Source organism: Candidatus Ruminimicrobiellum ovillum, assembly GCF_002392975.1.
Taxonomy (GTDB): Bacteria; Elusimicrobiota; Endomicrobiia; order Endomicrobiales; family Endomicrobiaceae; genus Ruminimicrobiellum; species Ruminimicrobiellum ovillum.
In genome coordinates, this window is record NZ_DGIC01000011.1 from 44626 (window position 1) to 68651 (window position 24026).

General features: G+C 32.5%; 18 protein-coding genes. 7 read left to right on the plus strand and 11 right to left on the minus strand.

Translation table 11 applies throughout. The features are described from left to right. Genes B2Y85_RS06450 through fabG form a run of 8 tightly spaced genes read right to left on the minus strand, consistent with a single transcriptional unit; the run spans position 1 to position 8287 of the window. A complete protein-coding gene (locus B2Y85_RS06450) occupies positions 1-336 on the minus strand; it encodes a hypothetical protein (RefSeq protein ID WP_372519660.1) in 336 nt (111 codons plus the stop codon). Further along, positions 320-2980 (minus strand): MMPL family transporter, encoded by a 2661-nt coding sequence (locus tag B2Y85_RS06455; RefSeq protein WP_372519661.1) that lies wholly within the window; start codon positions 2978-2980, stop codon positions 320-322. The genes B2Y85_RS06450 and B2Y85_RS06455 overlap by 17 nt, the downstream gene beginning before the upstream one ends. Further along, complete coding sequence (locus B2Y85_RS06460; RefSeq protein WP_372519662.1) at positions 2970-3563, minus strand: LolA family protein; 594 nt, start codon at positions 3561-3563, stop codon at positions 2970-2972. The genes B2Y85_RS06455 and B2Y85_RS06460 overlap by 11 nt, the downstream gene beginning before the upstream one ends. Positions 3564-3565: 2 nt before the next feature. Beyond that, positions 3566-4702, minus strand: a complete 1137-nt coding sequence (locus B2Y85_RS06465; RefSeq protein WP_372519663.1) for a 1-acyl-sn-glycerol-3-phosphate acyltransferase — start codon at positions 4700-4702, stop codon at positions 3566-3568. Beyond that, the gene (locus tag B2Y85_RS06470; protein WP_372519664.1) at positions 4703-4954 is read right to left on the minus strand and encodes an acyl carrier protein; all 252 of its coding nucleotides are present in this window, start codon (positions 4952-4954) and stop codon (positions 4703-4705) included. It lies immediately after the preceding gene. Continuing rightward, the gene (locus tag B2Y85_RS06475; protein ID WP_372519665.1) at positions 4955-6175 is read right to left on the minus strand and encodes a beta-ketoacyl-[acyl-carrier-protein] synthase family protein; all 1221 of its coding nucleotides are present in this window, start codon (positions 6173-6175) and stop codon (positions 4955-4957) included. Beyond that, positions 6168-7571 carry a phytoene desaturase family protein gene (locus tag B2Y85_RS06480; RefSeq protein WP_372519666.1) on the minus strand — a complete coding sequence of 468 codons (1404 nt, stop codon included), beginning with the start codon at positions 7569-7571 and terminating at the stop codon, positions 6168-6170. Before B2Y85_RS06480 ends, B2Y85_RS06475 begins: the two co-directional genes overlap by 8 nt. After that, the gene (gene fabG, locus B2Y85_RS06485) at positions 7565-8287 is read right to left on the minus strand and encodes a 3-oxoacyl-ACP reductase FabG (protein ID WP_372519667.1); all 723 of its coding nucleotides are present in this window, start codon (positions 8285-8287) and stop codon (positions 7565-7567) included. Before fabG ends, B2Y85_RS06480 begins: the two co-directional genes overlap by 7 nt. A 151-nt stretch (positions 8288-8438) precedes the next feature. Here fabG and B2Y85_RS06490 point away from each other — a divergent pair, with 151 nt between their 5' ends. Further along, positions 8439-9284 (plus strand): EamA family transporter, encoded by an 846-nt coding sequence (locus tag B2Y85_RS06490; protein WP_372519668.1) that lies wholly within the window; start codon positions 8439-8441, stop codon positions 9282-9284. A 62-nt stretch (positions 9285-9346) separates the two neighbouring features. Here the strand turns inward: B2Y85_RS06490 and pbpC are convergent, their stop codons facing one another. The 3 genes from pbpC to B2Y85_RS06505 all read right to left on the minus strand — a co-directional run bounded on the left by pbpC (position 9347) and on the right by B2Y85_RS06505 (position 18293). Next, positions 9347-11683 carry a penicillin-binding protein 1C gene (gene pbpC / locus B2Y85_RS06495; RefSeq protein ID WP_372519669.1) on the minus strand — a complete coding sequence of 779 codons (2337 nt, stop codon included), beginning with the start codon at positions 11681-11683 and terminating at the stop codon, positions 9347-9349. Between the two features lie 26 nt (positions 11684-11709). Further along, on the minus strand, positions 11710-17229 hold the full coding sequence (locus B2Y85_RS06500; protein WP_372519670.1) for an alpha-2-macroglobulin family protein: 5520 nt from the start codon (positions 17227-17229) through the stop codon (positions 11710-11712). Between the two features lie 176 nt (positions 17230-17405). After that, a complete protein-coding gene (locus B2Y85_RS06505; protein WP_372519671.1) occupies positions 17406-18293 on the minus strand; it encodes a LysR family transcriptional regulator in 888 nt (295 codons plus the stop codon). A gap of 166 nt (positions 18294-18459) precedes the next feature. Between B2Y85_RS06505 and B2Y85_RS06510 the strand changes: the two genes are divergently transcribed. From B2Y85_RS06510 to B2Y85_RS06535, 6 genes are all read left to right on the plus strand, one after another. Continuing rightward, on the plus strand, positions 18460-19005 hold the full coding sequence (locus B2Y85_RS06510) for a DapH/DapD/GlmU-related protein (protein WP_372519734.1): 546 nt from the start codon (positions 18460-18462) through the stop codon (positions 19003-19005). Positions 19006-19074: 69 nt separating this feature from the next. Continuing rightward, on the plus strand, positions 19075-20073 hold the full coding sequence (locus B2Y85_RS06515) for an alpha/beta hydrolase (protein WP_372519735.1): 999 nt from the start codon (positions 19075-19077) through the stop codon (positions 20071-20073). Between the two features lie 8 nt (positions 20074-20081). Continuing rightward, positions 20082-20507, plus strand: a complete 426-nt coding sequence (locus B2Y85_RS06520) for a cyclophilin-like fold protein (protein WP_372519672.1) — start codon at positions 20082-20084, stop codon at positions 20505-20507. Positions 20508-20626: 119 nt separating this feature from the next. Next, the gene (locus B2Y85_RS06525) at positions 20627-21250 is read left to right on the plus strand and encodes a TetR/AcrR family transcriptional regulator (protein WP_372519673.1); all 624 of its coding nucleotides are present in this window, start codon (positions 20627-20629) and stop codon (positions 21248-21250) included. A 17-nt stretch (positions 21251-21267) separates the two neighbouring features. Beyond that, positions 21268-22107, plus strand: a complete 840-nt coding sequence (locus tag B2Y85_RS06530) for an efflux RND transporter periplasmic adaptor subunit (protein ID WP_372519674.1) — start codon at positions 21268-21270, stop codon at positions 22105-22107. Positions 22108-22119: 12 nt separating this feature from the next. Continuing rightward, positions 22120-23613, plus strand: coding sequence for an ATP-binding cassette domain-containing protein (locus B2Y85_RS06535; protein WP_372519675.1), 1494 nt, complete (start codon positions 22120-22122; stop codon positions 23611-23613). Positions 23614-24026 lie beyond the last annotated feature (413 nt).

Below are 24026 nucleotides of genomic sequence, written 5' to 3' on the forward strand. Positions count from 1 at the left end.
TTATTCCACTATTATTTGAAAATTAGATATTACTTTTTCATCTTTTTTTATAGATATATCGTAAAAAGTTTCTTTATCAGCATAAGTTAAGTTTACGGTTTCTTTCGGGAAAATAGGAGATACGAATTTTGCTTTTTTTACCGTTTTCAGTTTAACTTCTTTTTTTAATGCTTTAGATAAAACAAATATTGCAAGTTCCACCTGTACAACTGCCGGCAACAACTGTTGTTGCGGAAAATGCCCTTTAAAAGCAACAAAGTCTTCCGGAAAAGTAAATGTTGCACCGTTATCTGCAGGCTTATAAATTCTTTCTATATCTTCAATTACCGAATTCATTTTGACTCCAAAAAGATATTGTTTTATCTTCATTATTATATAAAATTTTGTTGTCTTGCATACTACTGATTAAATAATCTTTATGAAACAGGAAAGTGATATAAAATCTTGATAACTTATCAGCTGTTATTTTCGGTAAAAATTTTATTTTGTAATGAGTGTTTATCGTATCGCAAGTGAATGTGGTATCCAACATTTTTGTCCCAAGCTCGTTTAATGTAATTACCCTGTACTCTTTATCGTTTATTTTATTTATTGCCGCAGTAAAAAACAGTTTATCATCCATTTCGCCTTGATAATATTGGGTTTCTATTGCCTGTATATTTTGTTTGGTATCAACACTGTTTGTTTTCGGTACGGAAGAACAACCTATAAGAAAAACCATTAAAAATACCGGCAAAATTTTTGTTACTTTTTTTATTATGTTAGGCATAACATATACACTTACAAAACCGGAAACTATTATTCCGACACTTAAAGCAAACCCCATTGAGAACAATACCGTATGGTTTGCAAATATAAGTGAGCCGAACCCTGCCAAACTCGACAATGCAGCCACCACTACCGCCATAGAAGGGTACAATGTTTTGGATTTTGTGTATTGGTGCACTATAAAAATAACATAATCTACCGATAACCCGATAATTAACGGTAAACAAAACAACGAAAACAAGTTTAACTTTACGGAAAACACAGAACTTAAAATTATAAATGTGCTTACAGATACAAGTATCGGAATAAACGAAACCAAAGCAAGTTTAACGTTTTTGAAACTGAACGTTAACAGAAAAAAGTCCGACAACAAAATAAACAGTGTAACAAAAAATATTGTTTTAATTGTTTTGTCGGACAATGCATTTTGCAACTCTTTTTGTGAAAGTAAAACAATGTTTTTGTTATCTTTAAATTCCTGCGGCAAAGTGAATCCTTCTTCAACAAAATGTATCATATACTCTTTATTTTTAAATTTTATAAACGGATTATACATTGTTGTAATATCAAATTCTTTAACATCTTTCGGGCCTTGTGCCGTTTCAAGAAAGTTATAAAATTGATTAAAGATATTTGTATCTATACCGTACTGTTCATAAAAAGAGTTTATATCTTTTTTTAGTTTCGAAATTCTTTCTCTGTTCCAAAACTGTTTCCACCTGTTAAGATTTTGTTCCTTTTGTTCTTTTGAAGGAACGAAATTAAGTATATCGAAATTCGATATTTTGTTGCTTAATGACAATATTTCTTCTTTTGCTTCCCCGCCCACAAACAACATGGATTTTGTATTGGTATCATATCCGACAAACTCGTCAAACATTTTTCTGTCCTGCAAACATTGTTTCGATACACTGTTTAACGATTCCAACGAAAAGTCCGTTTTTATAAACTTTAAACTTATTAATCCTAAAACAACAATTAAGATAATAAGAATTATTGAAAATTTACAGTTTATACTTTCAGGCAACTTTATTTCTGTCGTTTGTTTGTTTTGTAATTTATAGAAAATAGGTGCCAAGAGTATCGCAATTAATACCGCATATATTAACCCGAACACTGCAAAGTATGCCAACTGTTTGAACAATATAATGTCACAAAAATACAGGACAAGAAACGACATTATTGATGTAAGTCCGCTCAACATTATAGGCTTTGAAACTTTTTTTAATATTTCCGATTTTTTTATATCTTTGTTTGAAGATTTGAACGAATAATAAACATATACACTGTAATCCACGGCAAGTCCCATAAGTATGGAACCGAACCCCAACGTTATACCGGACAAAAATCCGAACTTTAAAAATGTAAATGCCGCAGACGGTATCAACACAAGCAGCGGAACGGTATAAACAAATATTGCATATTTATCTTTAACCAACACAACAAAAACCAAAAATATAAGCAGTATTGAAATGATTAAAATCTTTTTTACGTCGTTAACTATGATACTGTTATTTTCCTGAGTGTATCTTGCAGCGCCTAACGAAAAAACTCTGCAATCTTGCGGTAACGAACCATTTATATCTTTTATACAGTTTATTATTTTGTCTGCCTGAGATCTGTCGAACTCGTTATTGTTTGTGTTGTACAACAGTAAAGCCGTATTGTTTTTATCGTCAGTAAAGTATCCGTTTGTAAAATCAAGATTTTGCCCCGCAAAGTTAAGTTTCTTAAAATTTTCAAGTATAACGGGCACAATTCCTACGGGATCAGCAGGAACAATATCTTTAAAAAAGTTTCCTTCCGGTGAAAACAAAAGCATAACATTGTTTTCGTTTGTTTCCTGCAAACTTTCTTTTGTCATTAAACTTTCAACTTGTTCCTGTAACTGTTGTGTCCACAAGTAAGGAAGATTGTAGTAGTACGATAAAATAAAATTTTTATCTGTTTTTTGACTTTCGGAAATTTGCGGACAATCTTTCAATTTATCTTTTACTGTTTCCACCGCTGAATTTAATGTATCTGTATCCGGTGCACTTACAACAACGAAAAGTTTGTTTGAAAAAGGTGTTTGTTGCAACAGTTCGATTTGGTCGGTCAAAGATGACGGTACCATCACCAAAATGTTTTCCTGATACTTTATTTTGGCAAACAAGAATGCGGACACACAAAAAAACAAGATAAACAAAATTAATACAATTTTATTTTTCATTAAGTATATCTCTGAGGTTTGACGGAATATCCGTATTTGTTAACGAATTATTAAATTTTATTATGGTATTGTCACCGGACTTATCTATTATATCCACTTCGGTAACAACGGAATTTTCCAAATCGAAAGAAAGTTTTATTTTTTCCAATGTGTTACCTTTAACATTTTTTTTAGGATAAAGTTCCAAACTGTTTTCCAACTCTTGTACATTATAAACTTTCGAAATTTTTTCCATATCCATAGACAAGAACATATAGATAAATTCAACCATTCTTTTCGCATAAGTTTGTTTTGTTATATCTTCAACTTTTTTCTTCGAACCGATATATTTCCATGAGTATACTTTTGAATCTTCCAACAAGTATCCGGAAACAAAAGGACTGTCATAAGACCAATACAAAAAACCGGAATTTTTAAAATAGAAGTGACCTTTACTTATTAAAGGTTTTTGTGCAATGGACAACTGTTTTTCCATAACAAAATCGCTGCTGATACTTTCTACTTTTGAAAAGTTGTCTGTTTGGAAAGAGTAAGAAGATACTGCTAATAAAAAAATTGTTAAACAAATTAAAATGTATTTCATTTTCAGTCAAAACAATATATTCTTATTTCACCTTCACACAACAAAGTGCCTGTTTGGTTAAACAGTTTACCTTGTGCAATGTGTGTTTGTGCTATAAAATCCACTATATTTATGTGACATTCCAATATATCACCGCATTTTGCATCCGCAAAAAAAGTAATATTTTTTAACATAACCAAAAAACCTTTTTGTGTGGGTTTATTTTTTTGTTTACTGTCAAAAGCATTTGATGCCGCAAGTGCCTGTGCCATTATTTCTATTTGTGCGGATCTTTTCAACACATTATTTTTATCCAAGAATATGTTGTCGGGCTTTATTTCAAAAGATGTTCTTGCAAAGTCACCGTCTACTTCAAGTACTTTGTCTACAAGCAACATAGGAGGCCTGTGCAACATTAATTTTGTTATATTAATTCCTTCTCCGCTTTGTTTTGCCATTTCTTCCGCAATGAGTTGTCTTGTTTTTCTTGTAATATCCAACACTTGTTCTTCATTAGGTACAACAATTTTGTTCATAACCGTTATCTTCACATCACAAGATCTTACTATTACGGAATTTTTCTTTATTGTTTTATCCAACCCTTTAACACAAACAGGAAGTACCGGAACACCAAGTTTCTGTGCTATTAAAAAAGCACCTTTATGAAACCTTTTAACCGTTCCGTCTTCGCTTCTGGTTCCTTCCGGAAAAACTATAACTTTTAAATTTTTATCGAATGCTTTTTTTACCAACGAACACAATTCTTCGAAACTTGTATTTTCATCGAAAATAACATTTCCTGCGGCTTTTAAATATTTGTTCATTAAGGGAATTCTTGTAGGCCAACCTTTACTTAAAAAAACGGCATCTTTGAAGTTTACACTGCTGAATACGACTATATCCAATATCGAACTGTGATTTGCCACCACCACGCACGGACCGTCTGTATTTTTTTCTTTAAATTCAACAACAAAACTTTTGCTGATAAATTTTACAACGGTCATCACAAACTTCGAAAGGTTATAAAATTCTTTTCTGACATAATTTTCTTCGAACTTTTTTAAAACACAAAACGGATAATAACATATCAAACAAAGTCCGAATATGCCGAAAGCGATAAACCCGATGACCGCTACAAAAATATCTTTAACAAAACTCATTTATTTCTTTTCGTTTATAAGTTTTTCTATGAAATCGTAAAGTCCGCCCAAATTCGTAAATGAGCCGGGCTTATAATTGTTTCTTATATCTATTTTAAATGTCTGTTCGAAAGTTATTACCATATCAACAACATCAAGACTGTCTACCTGCATATCCGCAAATGTTGCGGTAGGAACCAATTTTTCTTCAGGTATTTCAAATTCTTTCATTAAAGCAGCATTTACTTTTTGAATAATCTCTTCTTTATTCATTTAATTGTATCTCCCTATAACAATACTTGCATTTGTTCCGCCCAATGCAAAACTGTTTTTTACAAAATTGTTAATTTTTATTTCCTGCGTACTTCTTATATGGTTTACAACGTTACATTGTTCGTCAATATTGTCTAAATTCAATGTTCCCGCAACCTTATTTTTCAACATCATTTTCATTATACTAATTAATTCCATACTTCCACAAGCAGCCATCGAATGACCGATATGACCTTTTAAACTGTTAACTTTTATATCTTTTCCGAACACGTTACCTATTGCGGAAACTTCTTCTATATCACCCGCAACAGTGCTTGTTGCATGAGCATTTACCAAATTGATATCCGTTGTTTTCAGTTTTGCATCGTTTAATGCCATTTGTATACATTGTTGCATACTGTCTCTTGAAGGGTGAGCGATATTTTTGGTTTCCGTGTTTGTTGCAAATCCTTTGATTTCGGCAAGGATGTTTGCTTTTCTTTCCAGTGCCGATTCCAAACTTTCTATATACAACATTGCACAACCTTCGGAACAAACAATACCGCACCTGTCTTTATCGAAAGGTCTTGATGCTTTTTGAGGATTATCGTTAAAGTTTGTACTTGCGGCATTTAATATTGAAAAACAGCCTGTAAATATAGGATGATATTCTTCCGTTCCGCCGCACAATGCTCTTTTAATAAAACCCGCTTTTATCATTTGGTAAGCAAGACCGATATTTGTAAGACTTGAAGCACAAGCATTACTTACGAAATACCCCGGACCTTTCATATCCAACGCCTGAGCAACATTTGCCAACGGTGAATGATTCAAAACCTGAAACACCGCCATAGTTTTAACCATGTTCAACTCTTTATCAAAATATTTCTTTGTAAATTCCAACCATGAACTTATACTGCTCATCGTAGAACCGATATATAAAGCGGTATCATCGGAAGGTTTTTCGATACTTGCATTTTTCAATGCTTCCTGACATGCCATAACGGCATACAAAGACATTTTTGTCATGTATCTTCTGTATTGTCTGGGTATAAAAGTAAAATCTATTTCCGGAACTTTACATGCAACAAAACTGTTTATAAAAGGTGTATCTTTTAATTCCTGTATAAACTGAACGGCACCGACATTATTGAGAAGGTTTTCAACAAGTGTATCTACGCCCGCACCGTAAGGTGAAACTGCTCCGGCTCCGGTTATAACTACTCTGTGATAATCAACCATTTTGTTTCTCCATTATTTTATCTATTACATAAGCCGTAATAATTGCTCCCAAAAATCCGGTAGTAATTACGGATTGTCCCGAAAGGAATAATCCTTTAATTTTTGTCATCGGGAACAATGTCATTTTATGCATATCGTGTTCCAATGCGTAAGACCCTGTGTACCCGACATACTTTTTTGTTGTTAACGGACTTGAACTGTCCAAAAACTCCAAATTTTCCGCTGTATCTTTTAACTTATCGTTAAGATTTCTTTTTATTATATCAACAAAATATTCTTTTTGTTTCTTATATTCCGTTTTATCCTGCGACCAATAATTTATGTCCGAAGGAACCAAACAGGTTATATTTACCGCTTGCGGATCGGTATCCGAAAAATTCAAATGCAGGCTTTTGTTTTCGTTGTTGTAATCGAAAAAAGAATTTAAATTGTAATCCGAAAGAGCAAATATGTTTGTGTTTTCAACTTTCTTACCGTTATTTCTTGCATAAACCGTAAAAAAGCCGGGAGTTTCTTCTTTTTCCCGTATATGAGATTTATAACTTTCTCTGTAAACTTTTTCCGGAGCAATATTTAAAAATTGTTTCGGATGTATTGTAGATATACAAACATCGCACTCAAAATCGTCGTCTTTTGTTCTTACTGTTTTTTTTGTATCGTTTAAATCTATTTTTAATGCTTTAGTGTTTAAGAATATATCAACTTTTAAATCCTGTAAAACTTTTTTGTATGCATTAACTACCGCTCTTCCCCCGCCGACAATGCTGTATGCGCTGTCGTAAAGACCGCCCGAAACACAAACCTGTTCACCGAACGATATTTTGTCTAACGAAGTACCGTGCAAAAAGAAACCCGCGGCAAGTATTACTTTTAATTCGTCCGATTTAAAATAGTAATCCAAAATATCTTTAACACTTTCCTGTGTTGCAACCGAAACATTAATATCAAAAGAACTGTTTTTATGTATATTTAAAAACGGTAACTTGTTATAACATTCATAAACTTTATCGAAATATTCTTTTATTGCTTTTTCTTCATCGGGATAACAGGATATCAACTTTTTTTCCAAATCGTTTCTTCCGTAAACCATTTCAAAACTTTTACCGGAAGGAAAAATTATTTTATCGTAACCGTCTTTTTTCAATAATTTTGATTTTATGTCTAACCCTAAATCTTTAAAATAATAGTCACCTATTTCGCCTTTGCCAAGCCCGTATGTATAATGAAATCCCGTTTCGAAATGAACATCTTTTCTTGTAAATCCCGAAAATAACGGTGCTATATTTGATGATTGCTCTATAACGGCAGTTTTAAGTCCTTTTTTTGCGCAAAGGATTGCTGAAGTTAAGCCGCTTATTCCGGAGCCGATTATAACCGTATCGTACTTTTTTAGCATATACCACCGTTAACTTGTATTGCCTGACCTGTAATATAGTTGGCTTTTTGAGAACATAAGAACGAAACGAGTTCCGCTATATCCTGAGGTTTTCCCAACCTTCTTAAAGGTATTGTTTTAAGAATAGCATCTATAGGTAATCCTTCAAGCATATCCGTTTCTACAAAACCGGGAGATACAACATTAACCAAAACGTTTTTCTTTGCAACTTCCGCGGCAAGAGATTTGCTTGCACCTATAATACCTGCTTTTGCCGCACTGTATCCTGTTTGACCTGCAACACCGATATGTCCCGAAACGGAAGCGATACTGACGATTCTGCCTCTTTTTTTGTTTAACATGTAAGGTAAAATTTGTTTTACCACATTAAAAAATCCGTCGAGATTAACATTAATTACAGATTTCCATTCTTCCTGTGTAAGCCATGCAAGAAGATTATCTCTTCTGAATCCCGCATTGTTAATTATTGCAAAAGGAATTTCGTTGTTTAATAACATAGGTTCCAAAGCTTGTTTTGTTTTTTCAAAGTCGGTAACATCAAATTCCAAAAGAGTACATTTTCTGCCGAGTTTTTCTATTTCCTGTTTTACTTCGTTAGCTTTTTGACTGTTAGATCTGTAATTTAACCAAATATCAAACCCGTCTCTTGCAAGTGTTTTTGCAATTTCAGCGCCTATACCTCTGCTTGCTCCGGTTACCAATGCAATTTCAGCCATTATTTTGTCCTTTAAAAATATATTTTATATATCTTTTATATTATATAAAATTTGTATACTTTTTGTGCGACAAACTTGTGCACAATCTTTTATTAAATTTAATAATATTTTATAATTGTTTTAATATTTTACAACAGAGAGATATAAAACTATGTATTACTTAATATTCAGTATCGTATGCAGCGTAGCCGTATCGATATTATTAAAAATATCTAAGAATAAAAAAATTTCAATTGATCAGGCTGTAGCTATTAATTATCCAACAGCTGCAATCAGTGCTTTTATTTTATTTAAACCGAATTTCAGTGATAATTTCAATACTTTATTATCCGAATGGCAAATTCTGTTACCGCTGGGAATTTTGTTACCGAGTGTTTTTATTATTATGGGTGAATGCGTTAATCGTGCAGGTATAGCAAAATCGGATGCGGCACAAAGATTATCGTTATTTTTACCGATATTGGCATCATTTTTAATTTTCGGTGAAATTCTTTCCATGGGTAAAATTTTGTCGGTTATTTTAGCAATAATTTCGCTGTCGGCACTAGTTTATAAACCTAAAAATAAAGTAACCGGTACAGGTGCAATTTGGACGTTGCTTGCGGTGTGGTTCGGTTACGGAATAATTGATATATTGTTTAAACAGTTATCAAAAAATGTAGCAATGACGGCAACTAATTTGTGTGCAACATTTATTCTGTCCGCAATAATATTATTTGCATATTTAATCATACGAAAAACAAAGTGGACAAAGGCAAGTATATTTGGCGGAATAATTTTGGGATGTTTAAACTTCGGTAACATTTATTTTTATTTCCGTGCACATCAATCATACAGTAATAACCCCACACTGATTTTTGCGGCAATGAACTTAGGTGTAATATCGCTCGGCACAATTACAGGCACGGCGGTTTTTAAAGAAAAAATAAATATTATAAATATCATCGGAATAATTTTGGCAATCGTTGCGATAATTTGTTTGTTTCAAACTATGTAATTTTATTTAGGGATATCTTCTTTTTTATCTTTTTCATTAATAAAAATTTTTATCGATTAATCTTAATATTCCACGGTAAACGAAGAATATGCATATCTGTTCAAATCATCTGTTGCAATAATATTGTGTGTACCGCTTAAAGCGGTTATAAAAAGTGTTTCGTTTTTTTTGCTGTTGCCAGCAAAATTGCCGTCAACAAACCAATAAACGGTATCGGCATCGGCATCAATGTCGGCTTTTAAAGGAATGATCTTATCCCCGGGTACTATTTTATAAATAACATCTTCCAACGGTAAAAATATTTTCGGCGGGTTGCCGGATACCGATATATCTTCCGGTTCTATATTCGGCATATATTTCGGCGGAAGTTGTTTCTTTATACCCGCCTTTTCAAACAAACTTAAAATATCCGACGGCCAAAACTCATACACTTCATAATGAGTTTTTCCTTTAACTTCAACATTTGTTCTTAAACCTGTTTTGTTATCTATTAAAATATTTCTGTGAATATCACATAAGTTTATAGGAGATTTTTCCGGTATAAAATAGCAGTCTGTTTTCTTCGGGCAAAATTTGTTTGCAATAGCTCCACTAACGGAACAAACATGTATTTTTTTTATATTTAAATCTTTCATATCCGGATAAAAAAAGTTTTGATCTTTTTTATTAAGAACAACTGTTCTTATAAGTTCAAAAAACAGGTTTCCGGCTGCAGTCCTTCCCCAGAAATTGGAATTACTTTCCCCCGAGAAATTACCGACCCAAACAACCAAAACATAATCACCGAATGCTCCGGCCGCCCAAGCATCTTTAAAGCAATAAGATGTTCCTGTTTTCCATGCAACTTTTATGTTATTACCGTATTTATCTTTTATATTAAAATTTTGCGGAGCGGGATTGTGTGACAACATATCAAACAAAATAAATGCCGTTTCTTTTGAAAATATTGTTTTATCGCTTTCCGTATCGGATTCTTTTCTGTCATCCGTAACATATTTTATTTCTTCCGTTTTCCCCCCGTTCAATAAAGAAGAATATAACTTTGCAACTTCTTCAACTGAAACATCTATGGTTCCTATCGCGGCACTTACACCGTAATGTTCGGCGGATTTAAGTTTTGTTATACCGGCGGTTTTAAGAAGATTTAAAAAAGTTTCTATACCGATATCCTGCAAAAGTTTTATTGCAGGAATGTTTCTGCTGTTAACCAAAGCATCCTGCGCAAAAACAGGTCCCGCAAATTGTCTGTCCGAGTTTTCCGGTGCATAAATGGAAAAATAATGAAATGTATCTTTTAACAGTGTTGTCGGACAAATAAGTCCGTTCTCCAAAGCCAAACCGTAAATAAAAGTTTTTAATACGGAACCGGCCATTCTTTTGGCTCTTACCCCGTCGATTTGTCCCAAAATATCGTTATTAAAAAAATCGGCTGACCCTACGGCAACTTCCGCCTGCATTGTTTTTGTGTTCACCAGCAATACGGAAGCATTTTTTATACCCAACGAACTGTTTCTGTCTATATATTTTTTTATATATTGTTCAAACAACATTTGAAGTTTTAAATCTATAGTTGTATAAATTTCGTTTTTGTTTATTTTTGAGTTCAAATAATTTACAACATGCGGAACGTAAAACGGAAGTTCTTTGGGACTTTTTATGTCCATTGGCATATCAAAAAAATGTTCTTTGTTTTTTGACTCGGGATACTTCTTTTTCCATTTGTCGTACAATATCTTTCTTGCAACTTTCATTTTTTCAAATCCGGTTTTTAAGGACGGTCTTCTGATATTCGGATTTTGCGGAATAACGGCAAGCGTAAGTTGTTCATGCAACTCCAAATCTTGTAACCTTTTATTAAAATAAATTAAAGAAGCGGCACCTATACCTTCAATATTATAACCGTAAGGTGCTATGTTGAAATATGCTTCCAAAATATCTTTTTTGGAATATCTCATTTCAAGCCATAAAGCTAAAAATATCTGTTTGATTTTTCCCGCAACGGTCTTGGTATTTAAATTGTACAGGATTCTTACGGTTTGCATTGTAATTGTAGATGCACCCTGTTTTCCGCTTTTTGATATAAAAGTAGTCTTTATTGCTCTTAAAAGAGAAACAGGATTTATACCGATATGAAAATAAAAATTCTTATCTTCATACAGCAAAACCGCTTGTTGAATTTGTTCGGGTATTTCGTTTAACGGATAAAAAACCCTGTATTTGTCATCATAAGAAACGGTAACACGTAAAAGTTTCCCGTCATGCGAGAAAAATGATTTTGAAAAAGTATAATCATTTAAGATTTTCGGTCTCGGGAAAAATCTTATTATTAAAACAATTACCGAACATATTATTATAAAAGCAATAATATTTTTGGCATATTTTTTAAAAAAGTTTAACATAGCAAATCTTAAAATCAATCAGTTTTCTACTTGCGCGGATTTACTTTAAATACGGATTCGCTTGAAACGGCATATCTGTTTAAATCGTACAAATGACAAGCTTCAACCGCAGGCAAAACAAAACTTCCCGAAGCAACAGCTTTTGCTTCATAAGAAAACTCTTTGGGTTCCGAACCGACAGATGTATAAATTAATACTCTGTCTTCCCTGACATCAAAACTGTCAAACGTACCGTTTAAACTTCCGGGGACAATACTTAATCCGCCGGGTAACAAGTCCGTTACAACCATATTTGATACATATTTTTTGTCTGTTGTTTTGATGGTAATTTTAACTTTGATTTCGTCCCCTACTCTAACAAGGTTGGTTTCGTTTCCGTCTTTATCAAAATATTTTTTATCAATTTGCAAACCTTTTGATATGTTTTGTTTCTTATCTTTAAAAAACCCCTGTTGTGTTATCGCATAAAACAATCCGAGTGAACCTGTGGTATTTGATTTCACACTTATATTCTTTGCTTTGGCCGGAATTGCCGCCTGCATAAATCCGAGTTTGTTTTGTGTTCTTTCAGTCTTTTGTCCGTCAATGAAAATTTCTATATTATCATCTTTATCTTTATTAGCTGTTGAATAAGCGGCAACCGCCAGAACAGTCTTTGCGGAACTTAAAGTATTATAATTTTTGTTCACAATGTTATCCATGGCATTTTGTATTATCTTTGCAATCTCAGGATTATTTAACATTTCCGGGAAATGTTTTGATACAAGATAAACATATGTTAAATTTCTCACAAAGTCGGAATCATAATCGGAATAAACCTGATTATCATTTTTCTCGGCTTTAACTTTAAATTTCTTTATTATATCCTGTGCCTTATCTTCGTTCTGTAACAATCTGTAAGTGGAAGCAATGTATGCTCCCGATATTGTTCCCGCCCAATTTTTAACATTATTATCAAAATAATCTTCCAACTTGGATATTTGTCCCGTTAAAACTATAGCGTTTCTTGCCAAAAGATAAAGCGCTTCGGCCTGCATATCCGCCTCATATTTATCGTTAGGTTCTTTAATAAAATTCCTTGCCCAATCCAACAATTTCTTTAACATTACACCGGGAACTTCATATCCCAAGCTTTGTGCATCCGTAAGGAATTGCAGCACATACAGAGATGCATAATCACTGACTCCTTCATAGTCCGGCCACGGAGAAAAACCGCCGTCAACTCTTTGTCTCGGAGCTAACTTTTCAATGTAACGCTTAAATATTGTTCTGTTTTCTTCAGTAAGTCCGTATAAAGCTATAGAAGAATAAGTTTGGCTTGTAATCTGTTCCGTACATCCGTGAGGAAATTTTTCCAAATATTTTTCCAATCCGAAAGCTACAACCAAAGGACTGTTCGATACAACAATATTTTTATCGGAAAATTCGTTATAAGTGTCAATATTTGTAAAGTTTTTAACTTCGAAATTTTCGGTTTTACTTTCACCTACGGTAACATCCGTTGCATAAACGCTTGCGGGACGAATACTTAATGCGGAAGTTATTTTTGCTTTACCGTCTGAAAGTTTATCCGTAACATTAAACTTAATTTCCGCATTTCCCAACTTATCAAGCGCTTTAACTTTAAAGGTCAAAGTATCTTCTTTACCGTATTCTACATGAACAGTTTTTGTTTTATCTCCCGACACTTCCAAGTTATCCGAAACAGAAATTACAGCTTCAAAATCGCCGGCTTTGGAATCTTCTTTACTGTTTGTAATTTTTAACGTAACATCAAAAACATCCGAAGGAGCTGCAACAACAGGTGCTCCCGCCGACAAAACTATCGGAGCTCTTACTATAACGGATTTCTCGCTGCTGCCGAAAGAAGTCTTTTTACCTACGGCAACACACATAATTTTTAAACGTCCGTTAAAATAATCCGGAACATTATATGTATATTTTTTAGGTGTTTTATCACTGTCAATTATTCCCGACCAGAAAACTACCGGAGCCAACGATTGTCTTTTAAAGGGATTAAGTCCGGCATTTAAAAGAGCTTCTGCTTCGGAATCAAAACCCGTACCGCCGCCGATACCGTAAACTTCTTTTATTACGGAAAATTCAGGCAGGAACAAATCCAAAGTTTGGTACGAAGTTACATCAAGTGCCGGTTTTCTGAAGAAATAAGATAAAGGATCCGGAGTTTTATATTTTGCTACCTGCAATATTCCTTCATCAACTCCGTAAAGAATAATTCTGGCAGGTTCCGATGTTGAATATTCTATTTTAAGCTCGGAACCCGGTTTTACAAGTTCCGGAACTGTTATTTTCGGCTTTACTTCTTTTTTCGTATCGGATGCGATTTTAAAATATTTTAAAGCGTAACTGTGAGGATTTAAAAATACTTCTTTTGAATTTTTGGATTTCAAAACAGAAACATTTAAGTATGCTCCGTCATCGATATTTTCCGGAACGGTTATTTTGCAAAGTTTGCTGTTTGTATCCATATTAAACCATTTATAAGCATAAACTTTATCTTTTTCAATTGTAATTAATCCTACTCCGGTAAAAGGAGCGGTAACATTAAATTCCAATTCCCCGCCTCGTTTTACGATATCATTACGTAAATTAATGAACAATTCCGAATTTTTTTCCAATTGAGAACCAAGATTCGAGTTACCTGCAACAACATATTCCATACTTAAAAGAATTGTTCCGTTTTCATCAACAATTTCGATTTTATAGTTTCCGGAAACAGATGTATCAATACTGAAATCGGTAGAGTTTTCGGATATTGCAAAATTTTTGCTTGAAACTTCTTTTTCCTGTTTTACGGAATGATATTTGTATCTGCCGTTATACTCTTTTACGGGAACTGATACATATTGAAGGTTGTAAGTTTTTAATTTAAGTTCATTCAAACTTATCTTTTTCAAATCATTATCAACGGCAATAAATTTAATAACCGCTTTTGCATTTTTATCTATAAAGTTAAGGTCACTTAATGTTTTGTATCCTACAATATATTTATTCGGAGAAATTAACTGCTGAGAAGCCGATTTTACACTTGAACCGCTTTCACGTTCAAATCCTTCAGCGCTAAACAATAATCTGTAAGTTCCCGCTTCATATTTCGAAAAAGATAAATCGTAAGAAACTTCACCTGTCGAAGATGTTTTCTTTGTTTCAAGGTTATCTTGAACGGGTTTTATTTTTACTTTATTGTCTAAAGAAATATCCGAAAATGTAAAGTCTTTATATTCTTCAAAATGAAATTTGTATGGGTATAAAGATACGGATGCTTTTACTTCGTTTCCCTGTGCGGGAATGCCGTAAAGGTTTTGAAGATTTACTTTACCTGAAAGGCCTTCAAAAGATTGCCAACCTTTATGCGAACCGCCCTCGATAGAGGTTTGTATCTTTAATTTATCTTCTTTAAATTCTTCTATTTTAAATTCGCAACTTGAAAGAAATTTCGAGTAATAATCACCTCTTTTCGAAGAGGCATTATAAACGTTTATTCTGTAAGTTCCTGTTTTTGATGTAGTTTGCGATTGGAATTCGGATTCATTGAATCCGTCGGATGATGAAGAAACGGTTTTATTAAATACCGTTCTGCCGTCACAATCTTCAATTTCAATTTTTATCGGAAAGCCTTTAAGAGCAGTTTTATTTTCGTTCATTAAAATTACGGAAAACTTTACTTTTTCGCCGGGTTTATAAATTCCTCTGTCGGTAAAGATATAAGAATCTGCCTGTTTGTATCTCATATCTCTTACAGATCTTCCGCTTGTATCGTATTTCGAATATACGATATCTCTGTCACCTCTGTCTATAGGAATGAAGGCAACATCATTATTACCTCTTACAACTATGGCTTCGGGTTCTTTTTCGTTAATAAAAGCCGAAATATCTTCAAATTCGCAAGTACCGTTGGAATCGGTATTTTTAACAACAAGTTCGGTTCCGTTTCTTGCAAGCAGGCAAACTCTTGCACCGTCCAAAGGCAAACCGGATGAAACGGAAACACAAAAAACTTTTATTCTGTTATCGACATCCTTTTTATAGATTATTCCTATATCGGAAATTAAAATAAATTTTTTGCGTTTAATTCCGTTGCCACTTATCTCAACATTGAACAAACCGAGTTTTCCGCTGTTTATATATTTGCTTAAATCTATTGATGAATAATTCACATTAGGACTGCTTACAAGTCTTATTCTTTCGGTAAAAACTTCGGCAATATCTTTATCTTGAATTCCCGGATCATAGTAATAGCCGTAATCGCTTGCGTAATCGTCATTATTGTAATAGCCGTAAAAACTGTTTGTTCTGTAAAAATTTTGAGAAACAAACAAGTTTAGTCTGTCAGGAAAAATTCTTGAAACCGTTACATCAACACTATCCAACAATCTGGAATATATGGTTAAGTTTTTATCTCCGGAAGCAGCCAAAACATTACCGTAACCGATAAATTTCAATTCTGTTTCATAATTTTTTATCGGTTCTATATAAGCTTTAGTTTCTTTTAAATTGTAATTGCTTTTGCTCTTTACGGTATTTTTTAATTTGATATATAAATATCTGTTATACAAAGGTTTATTATATTTAAGAGCAACTATCGTTCCCGCAGAATCCTGCGGCATAGCTTTTACGGCAAGTTTTTCCGACTTCTTTAAAGAGTCTTCGGCATACTTTAAAGTTTTTTCGTTCCAATTAATGTTACCTGGCAACAAATATACTTCAACATTTTTTTCCACTTCTTCGGCGGAAACGAAATCACTGAATTCCATAATTATTGCCTGTGCGGCATTTTCATTTTGTCCGACAATATCCGTTGTTATTTCGTTCAATTTAAAGAACTCACTCATTTCAGGAATTACCAACTCTTTTTTCTTATCCAAGACTTTTAATTCGGCAGTCTGTTTAGTGTCGAGCAATTGTATCGGTTCATAATTTATAAAACAATATCTTTTATATTGATCGAAAGTAATTTTCGGTTTTACTTCTTTCTTATTATAACTTAACACAATTTCCAGTTCTTCGACAGGAAAATCAAATTTTAATACAGCTTTTATGCCGAATAAAGACAAATCTTTTTCACTGTGCCATAAACTAAAATCTTCTATATTAACATTATTGGGCTTTGTGGAAAAACTTAAATTTAAATTTTTTATTTTTTTCGGATTTTTAAATATTTTTTTGTTTATTGAAACTTTATATTTTTTATCTGCGAGCCAATCTTTTTCCGGTGTAAAAACTATTTTTAAAAAGTCGGGTTTATCATTTTCCAAAATCCATTTTCCTCTTAAATCGGGACTTACGGTTATATAGTCCGATACATTATCCCCTCTTTGAAGAAAAATATCATCATTCGGTATATTATATATATATACCTTATCGGGATTAGACAAAACACTGTTATTATCACTATCCAGAGATATTTTTGTTATCTCGGGTTGAGAAATTTCCAAACTTATTTTATCGCTTTTTTGAGAGAAGTAAAAAAAAGCAAAACTTGATACACAAATGACACCCAAAATCAATCCGATTATTTTCTTCATATATATTGTTCTCCTTATAATTATTAACGAAGTTTATATGTTTTCGACTATTTATTAAGTTAATTTATGTTCTACATTATTTGTTATACAAAAATCAATATTTTTAACATTTTTTATTATTTAAGTTTATTACAAAGTGCACCCTTGACGCAACCATTCAAACGATGCAATAATGGTTAGAATGTTTTCTTTAACTTTTCAAAAAAAACTTTTGCGGCAGGAGAAAGCAATTGAGATTTTTTCCACACGATATTTAAATTAGATTCAAGTTTCGGGCTTAACGGTTTAAATATTAAGTTCGAAATTTCAGAAGTGTTTACAAGTTTATCTAAAGTTAGTGCATATCCTATATCGGAATTTACCATTAATCCCGCATTATAAAAAAGATTATAAGTTGCAACAATATCCAAATTTTTTAAATTCCCTTTAAACCATTTAAAAAATATGTCGTCCACGGAAGTTTTTTTCAACAATTGGCTTGAAACTATAAGCGGTAAACTTTTTAAATCATCAAATTTAATATTTTCTTTCTTTGCCAAAGAACAATTCTTTTTCATTATTATGCCCCACCTGTCTTTTTTAGGTAAGGTTATATAATCGTATTTGGATATGTTTACCGGCTCTATTAAAACAGCAAAATCAAGTAACCCTTTATCTAACTTTTCACATAAATCGTCTGCATTTCCGCTTAAAAAATCAAATTTTATTTCTTTATATTCCGTTTGAACCTGCTTTGCAATATCCGTTATTAAACTTATTGTTTGGCTTTCGCCGCTGCCTATATAAACTGTTCCTTTTATAATATCTTTCGTTGAAAGAAACTCGTTTTTAGTTTTTTCCGCCATATCAACAATTTCTTCGGCTCTTTGCCTTAAAATGTGCCCTTCTTCGGTAAGTGAAACGGAATGTTGTCCTCTGACAAAAAGTTTATGCTGTAATTCTTTTTCCAAATCCTGCAGTTGTCTTGATAGTGTAGGTTGTGTAACATGCAAAACATTAGCGGCTTTTGTTATGGATCCTTCTTTTGCCACGGCTAAAAAATATTTTAAAACTCTTATATCCATATATAAATAATACAATTTTCTATTATGCTTTTCAAGCATATCTAAATATAAAATATAAGTATTTGCTATTTTTAAAATAATAAGCAATAATTATGAAAAAGGAAAATATATTATGAATAACATAAATACACAATTAATGAAAGATATAGAGAAACTAAGAAAAACAATGGCAACAAAAGAAGAAATTTGCGACGGATCCGAAATGTTTGTAATATTTCATAAATTGTCTCAAGAGGCACTTAAAATAACAAGTGAAATAAATAATAAGTACAATACTCCGGAACAAATAGTTGAATTGTTTTCAAAACTTACCGGAACACAAGTAGATAAATCTTTCAGATGTTTTCCTCCTTTTTATACGGATTGCGGTAAAAATATTAAAATAGGCAAAAATGTTTTTATAAATGCATGTTGCCGTTTTCAAGATCAGGGCGGCATAGAAATAGGTGACGGTTCTTTAATAGGGCATAATACAACAATTGCAACATTGAACCACGATTTCAATCCTGACAAAAGAGCAAATTTGCATCCGAGTCCCGTAAAAATAGGTAAAAATGTTTGGATAGGTTCCGATTGTACAATTTTGCCCGGAGTTGAAATAGGTGACGGTGCGGTTATAGGTGCGGGAAGTGTTGTAACAAAAAATATTCCCGCGAATTCAATAGCGGTTGGAAATCCTGCAAGAGTTATAAAACAAATAGAAATAAAATAGGAGGATAGCATGTTTAAAAAATTAGTAACAAGTTTGTTGGCGGTATTGTTAATTTCGGGAGGAAGCGTTATGGCAGCATCAAAAAAAGATTCAAAAGGTTGGGACAAAGTTTTTCCTAAAAGTGAAAAAGTAGACGTAAAAAAAGTAAGTTTTAAAAACAGATTCGGTATAGAACTTGTAGGCGATTTATATACTCCTAAAACATATAAAAAAGGCGATAAGTTGGCAGCAATTGCAGTTTCCGGTCCGTTCGGCGCGGTAAAAGAACAAAGTTCCGGTTTATATGCACAAATTATGGCTGAAAGAGGTTTTATTACGTTAGCATTTGATCCTTCATACACGGGTGAAAGTAAAGGTGAACCGAGATATGTGGCATCACCTGATATCAATACGGAAGATTTTCAAGCAGCGGTAGATTTTTTATCCGTTCAAGATAATGTTGACCCCGAAAAAATCGGTATTATCGGTATTTGCGGTTGGGGCGGACTTGCTTTAAATGTTGCAAGTATAGATACAAGAATAAAAGCAACTGTTGCATCCACAATGTATAACATGAGCAGAGTAAACCATAAAGGTTATTTCGACCAAATGACGGAAGATGAACTTTATGCTTTAAAACAAGAATTGAATGCACAAAGAATAAAAGATTTTAAGAGCGGAAAATATGAACTTGCCGGCGGAGTTGTTGATCCGTTACCTGCAGATGCACCGCAATTTGTAAAAGATTATTATGCATATTATAAAACCCCGAGAGGTTACCATAAAAGAAGTTTGAACTCTAATACTGGTTGGAACAAAACATCCGCACTTTCGTTTATTAATACACCGGAACTTACTTTTACTAAAGAAATAAGAAGTGCAGTGTTAATGATACACGGTGAAAAAGCACATTCCTGCTACTTCAGTAAAGATGCTTATATAGATATGGTTCAAGGTGAAGGCAGTAAATATAAAGATAACAAAGAAATTATGATTATTCCGGGTGCAAGTCATGTAGATTTATACGATAACGTTGATGTAATTCCTTTTGATAAAATAGAACAGTTTTTCAAAACATATTTGAAATAAGTTAAGTAATGAAAAAGATAGCAGTTTTTATTTTAGCAATATTGTTTACGGGAGTTTTTTGGGGCACAGGTTTTACACAGCAAAATTATATGAACATTAAAGTTGATAACAAAATTTTTAAAATTGTTCTTGAAGATAATAAAACGGTAAAATCTTTAACTCAAAAACTCCCGTTAACATTGGAAATGTCGGACTTAAACAATAACGAAAAGTATTGTTATTTGGATTTTTCCCTTCCTACTGATTCAAAATCAGTAAAAAACATCAAAAAAGGCGACATTATGCTTTTCGGTAACAATTGCCTTGTAATATTCTATAAAAGTTTTAAAACATCTTACAGTTACACAAAAATAGGACATATAGAAAATCCTGCAGATATTGAAACCGCATTAGGCAGAAAAGATATTAAAGTTGTTTTAACGGAAAATAATTAATTTAAAAATCTTACACGGTATAAAAAAGCAAGTTCTAAAGGCTTGCTTTTTTTTATTAAAAAAACATTGACAATCAAACGTTTGTTTGATATACTATCTATAGGAAAAGGAGATATATCATGAAAAAAACAAAAGAATCTGTTCAGAATGAAAATTCAAAAAATAAAATACTTGAAGTAGCAACAAAACTTTTTGCAGAAAACGGTTTTGATGGTGTAAGTACAAGAACTATTTGTAAACAGGCAAATATAAATATAAGTATGATTTCTTACTATTTCGGCGGAAAGCAGGAATTATATCAAGCTATAATAGATAATTTAACTAAAAATCTTACGGAATATGTAAAAACTTTTGTTGATTTCGATATGGATTTAAATAAACTGTCAAAAAAAGAAAAATTAGATTTCCTTTATAATTACGGAAACAAGATGATAGATTTTCTATATACCAAAATTTCTAACGATGTATTGTTGTTTATGTTTAGAGAACAACAAAATTCAAGAGCACAAATAAACGTTCCCGCATTAAATTTTATGAACAAACTTTTCGCAAGTATCTTAAATAAAAAAGAAAACGACAGGCAAGTAATATTATCCGTAATATTTTTCATTTCACAAATAAATTCGCCTAAACTCTTTTCCGCATTTTCTTTGAAAATGGCAAATAAAAAAGCTTTTACGGAAGAAGATATAAAAATAATAAGAAACAATTTAAAAAAATATATATCCGTGATGTTTAAATAGTAAGAAAGGAGAAAATTATGATAAAGAAAATAATAATACTTTTAGTTATTGTTAGTTTAGGAATTTTCCTTTATTTTAAATTTAATAAAAAACAAGATACAAACAATTTAACATTATACGGTAATATTGAAATAAGGCAGGTAGATGTAAGTTTTCAAGTTTCCGGAAAAATTAAAGAAATGTTGAAAAGTGAAGGTGATGAAGTAAAGAAAGATGAACTGATAGCATATTTGGATGATACGGATTACAAATTAAATTACGAAATGGCAATCGCTGAAGTTGAAAGAGGAAAAGTGTCGGTAAATGAAGCAGAATCTAAATATAACAGACATAAACCTTTATTAAAAGATTCCGTTACGGAACAGGAATTAACAACTCTTTACAATAACTATCAACAGGCAAAAGCAAATTATAATGTTGCTCTTGTAAACCAAAAAATAGCAAAAAATAAATTGGAATATACCAAATTGTATACTCCGGATGAAGGGTATATTACGATAAGAGCTCAAGAACCGGGTGCAAACATTGTACAAGGACAAACAATATACACCATCACCAAAACAAAACCTGTTTGGGTTAAAGCATACATTGAAGAAAGTTATTTGGGAAATATAAAAAATAATATGGAAGTGAAAGTTGTTACCGATAGTATAGACAAACAAACAAACGCCAAAAAGGAATACAGCGGATATATCGGTTATATTTCTTCGGTTGCGGAATTTACTCCGAAAACCGTTCAAACGGAAAATTTAAGAACAAGTTTAGTTTATGCAATAAGAGTATATATCAATGATGCCGACGAGTATTTAAAACAAGGAATGCCGGTAACCGTTAAAATTAACCTAAATAATAATTAGCAACGGGTAAAAATGAACAGTGTAATAATTAAAAACTTAACTAAAACTTTTAAAGGACAAACTCAACCTGCAATAGATAATTTATCTTTGGAGATAGAAAAAGGTAAAATTACAGGCCTTATCGGCGCAGACGGTGCAGGAAAAACAACTTTGCTCCGTTTGGTTATCGGCTTACTTGTTGCGGATAAAGGTGAAATTTCAACATTAGATTTAAATCCGGAAAAACAAAAAAATATTCTTAACACAAAAATAGGTTATATGCCGCAAAAGTTCGGCTTATATGAAGATTTAACAGTTATAGAAAATTTAAAGTTATATGCCGATTTAAAAAATGTTTCTCACGATTTTGACAAACTTTTGGAATTTACAGACTTAAAAAGATTTCAAACAAGATTTGCCGGAAAACTTTCCGGATGTATGAAACAAAAGTTAGGTCTTGCCTGTTCGTTGCTCGGTAACCCTGAATTTTTGGTTTTAGATGAACCGTCCGTTGGTGTTGATCCTATTTCAAGAAGAGATTTAATGAAAATGGTTAGGCAATTAATTTCCCCTGATACAACGGTTTTGTGGTCAACGGCATATTTGGATGAAGCACACAGTTTTGATACGGCCGTGGTAATGGATAAAGGCAAAATAATTTATCATGGCAGTCCGCACTTGTTGGCAAAAACGGCACAGGAGTTTGAAGAAAAAGTTATAGAACTTATGGGCGGATACAAAAAAGAAGAATCGTTAGTTGCCAAAAGTTATGTTCCGCACGATATAGATATGGAATATACCGTTTTTGCCGATAATTTAGTGAAAAAGTACGGAGATTTTTATGCCGTTAAAAACAACACTTTTAAAATAAAGAAAGGTGAAATTTTCGGATTGCTCGGGCCTAACGGAGCAGGAAAATCCACATCTTTTAAAATGATGTGCGGTCTTTCAAAACCTACTTCCGGAACAACGAAAATTTTCGGAACGGATATGAAAGAAAATCCTACAAAAGCAAGAAGTTATTTAGGATACATGGCACAAAAGTTTTCTTTGTACGGAAATTTAACGGTAGAGCAAAATCTTAATTTTTTTGCAGGTGTTTACGGACTTAACAAAAAAGACAAACAGCAAAGAATAGACGAAATGATAAAATCTTTTAATTTCGAAAAGGTATTAAAACAAAAAGCCGATGAGTTGCCGTTAGGTTTTAAGCAAAGGTTATCCATGGCTTGTGCGGTTATGCATAATCCCCCCGTTTTGTTTTTGGATGAACCCACATCCGGTGTTGATGTCGTTGCAAGAAGAGATTTTTGGAACCATATAACTTCACTTGCAAAAAAAGGTGTTACCGTTCTTATAACTACACATTTTATGGATGAAGCCGAATTTTGTGACAGAATAAGTCTTTTTTACAGAGGTCAAACAATAGCAATAGGTACTCCTAAAGAATTAAAAGAAAAAGCAAATGCAAAAAACATGGAAGAAACTTTTATAAATTTAATTAAGGAAAGCGAAGTTAAATATTAAAGTCGATATAAGGATAAAAATATGTTAATGGCCCTAATCAAAAAAGAATTTCTGCAAATAATAAGGGGTCATCTACTGGACAAATACTCAAACCTATTTATTTATGAGGAAATTATGTCGAACTTTGTCGGGATTAATAACATTAGATTTAACAAAGATAAAATCAAAATTTGCTAATCCTGTGTCCTTTTTCCTAAATTCCCCTAAACTTTTTCGATATTATACCTAAATCCTACTTAATAATGGAATCTGCTAATAATATTCTTAGATGAAAAAAAAATTTTAAATTTTCACTTTTTTAGGTATATTTCTTGTATTATTCTAAGCCATTAATTCCATATCCACTAAAATCACAAATATCCCGTATCAATGCCAGGGAATAGCATTGATACACCCCAGTCTTTCATATATCC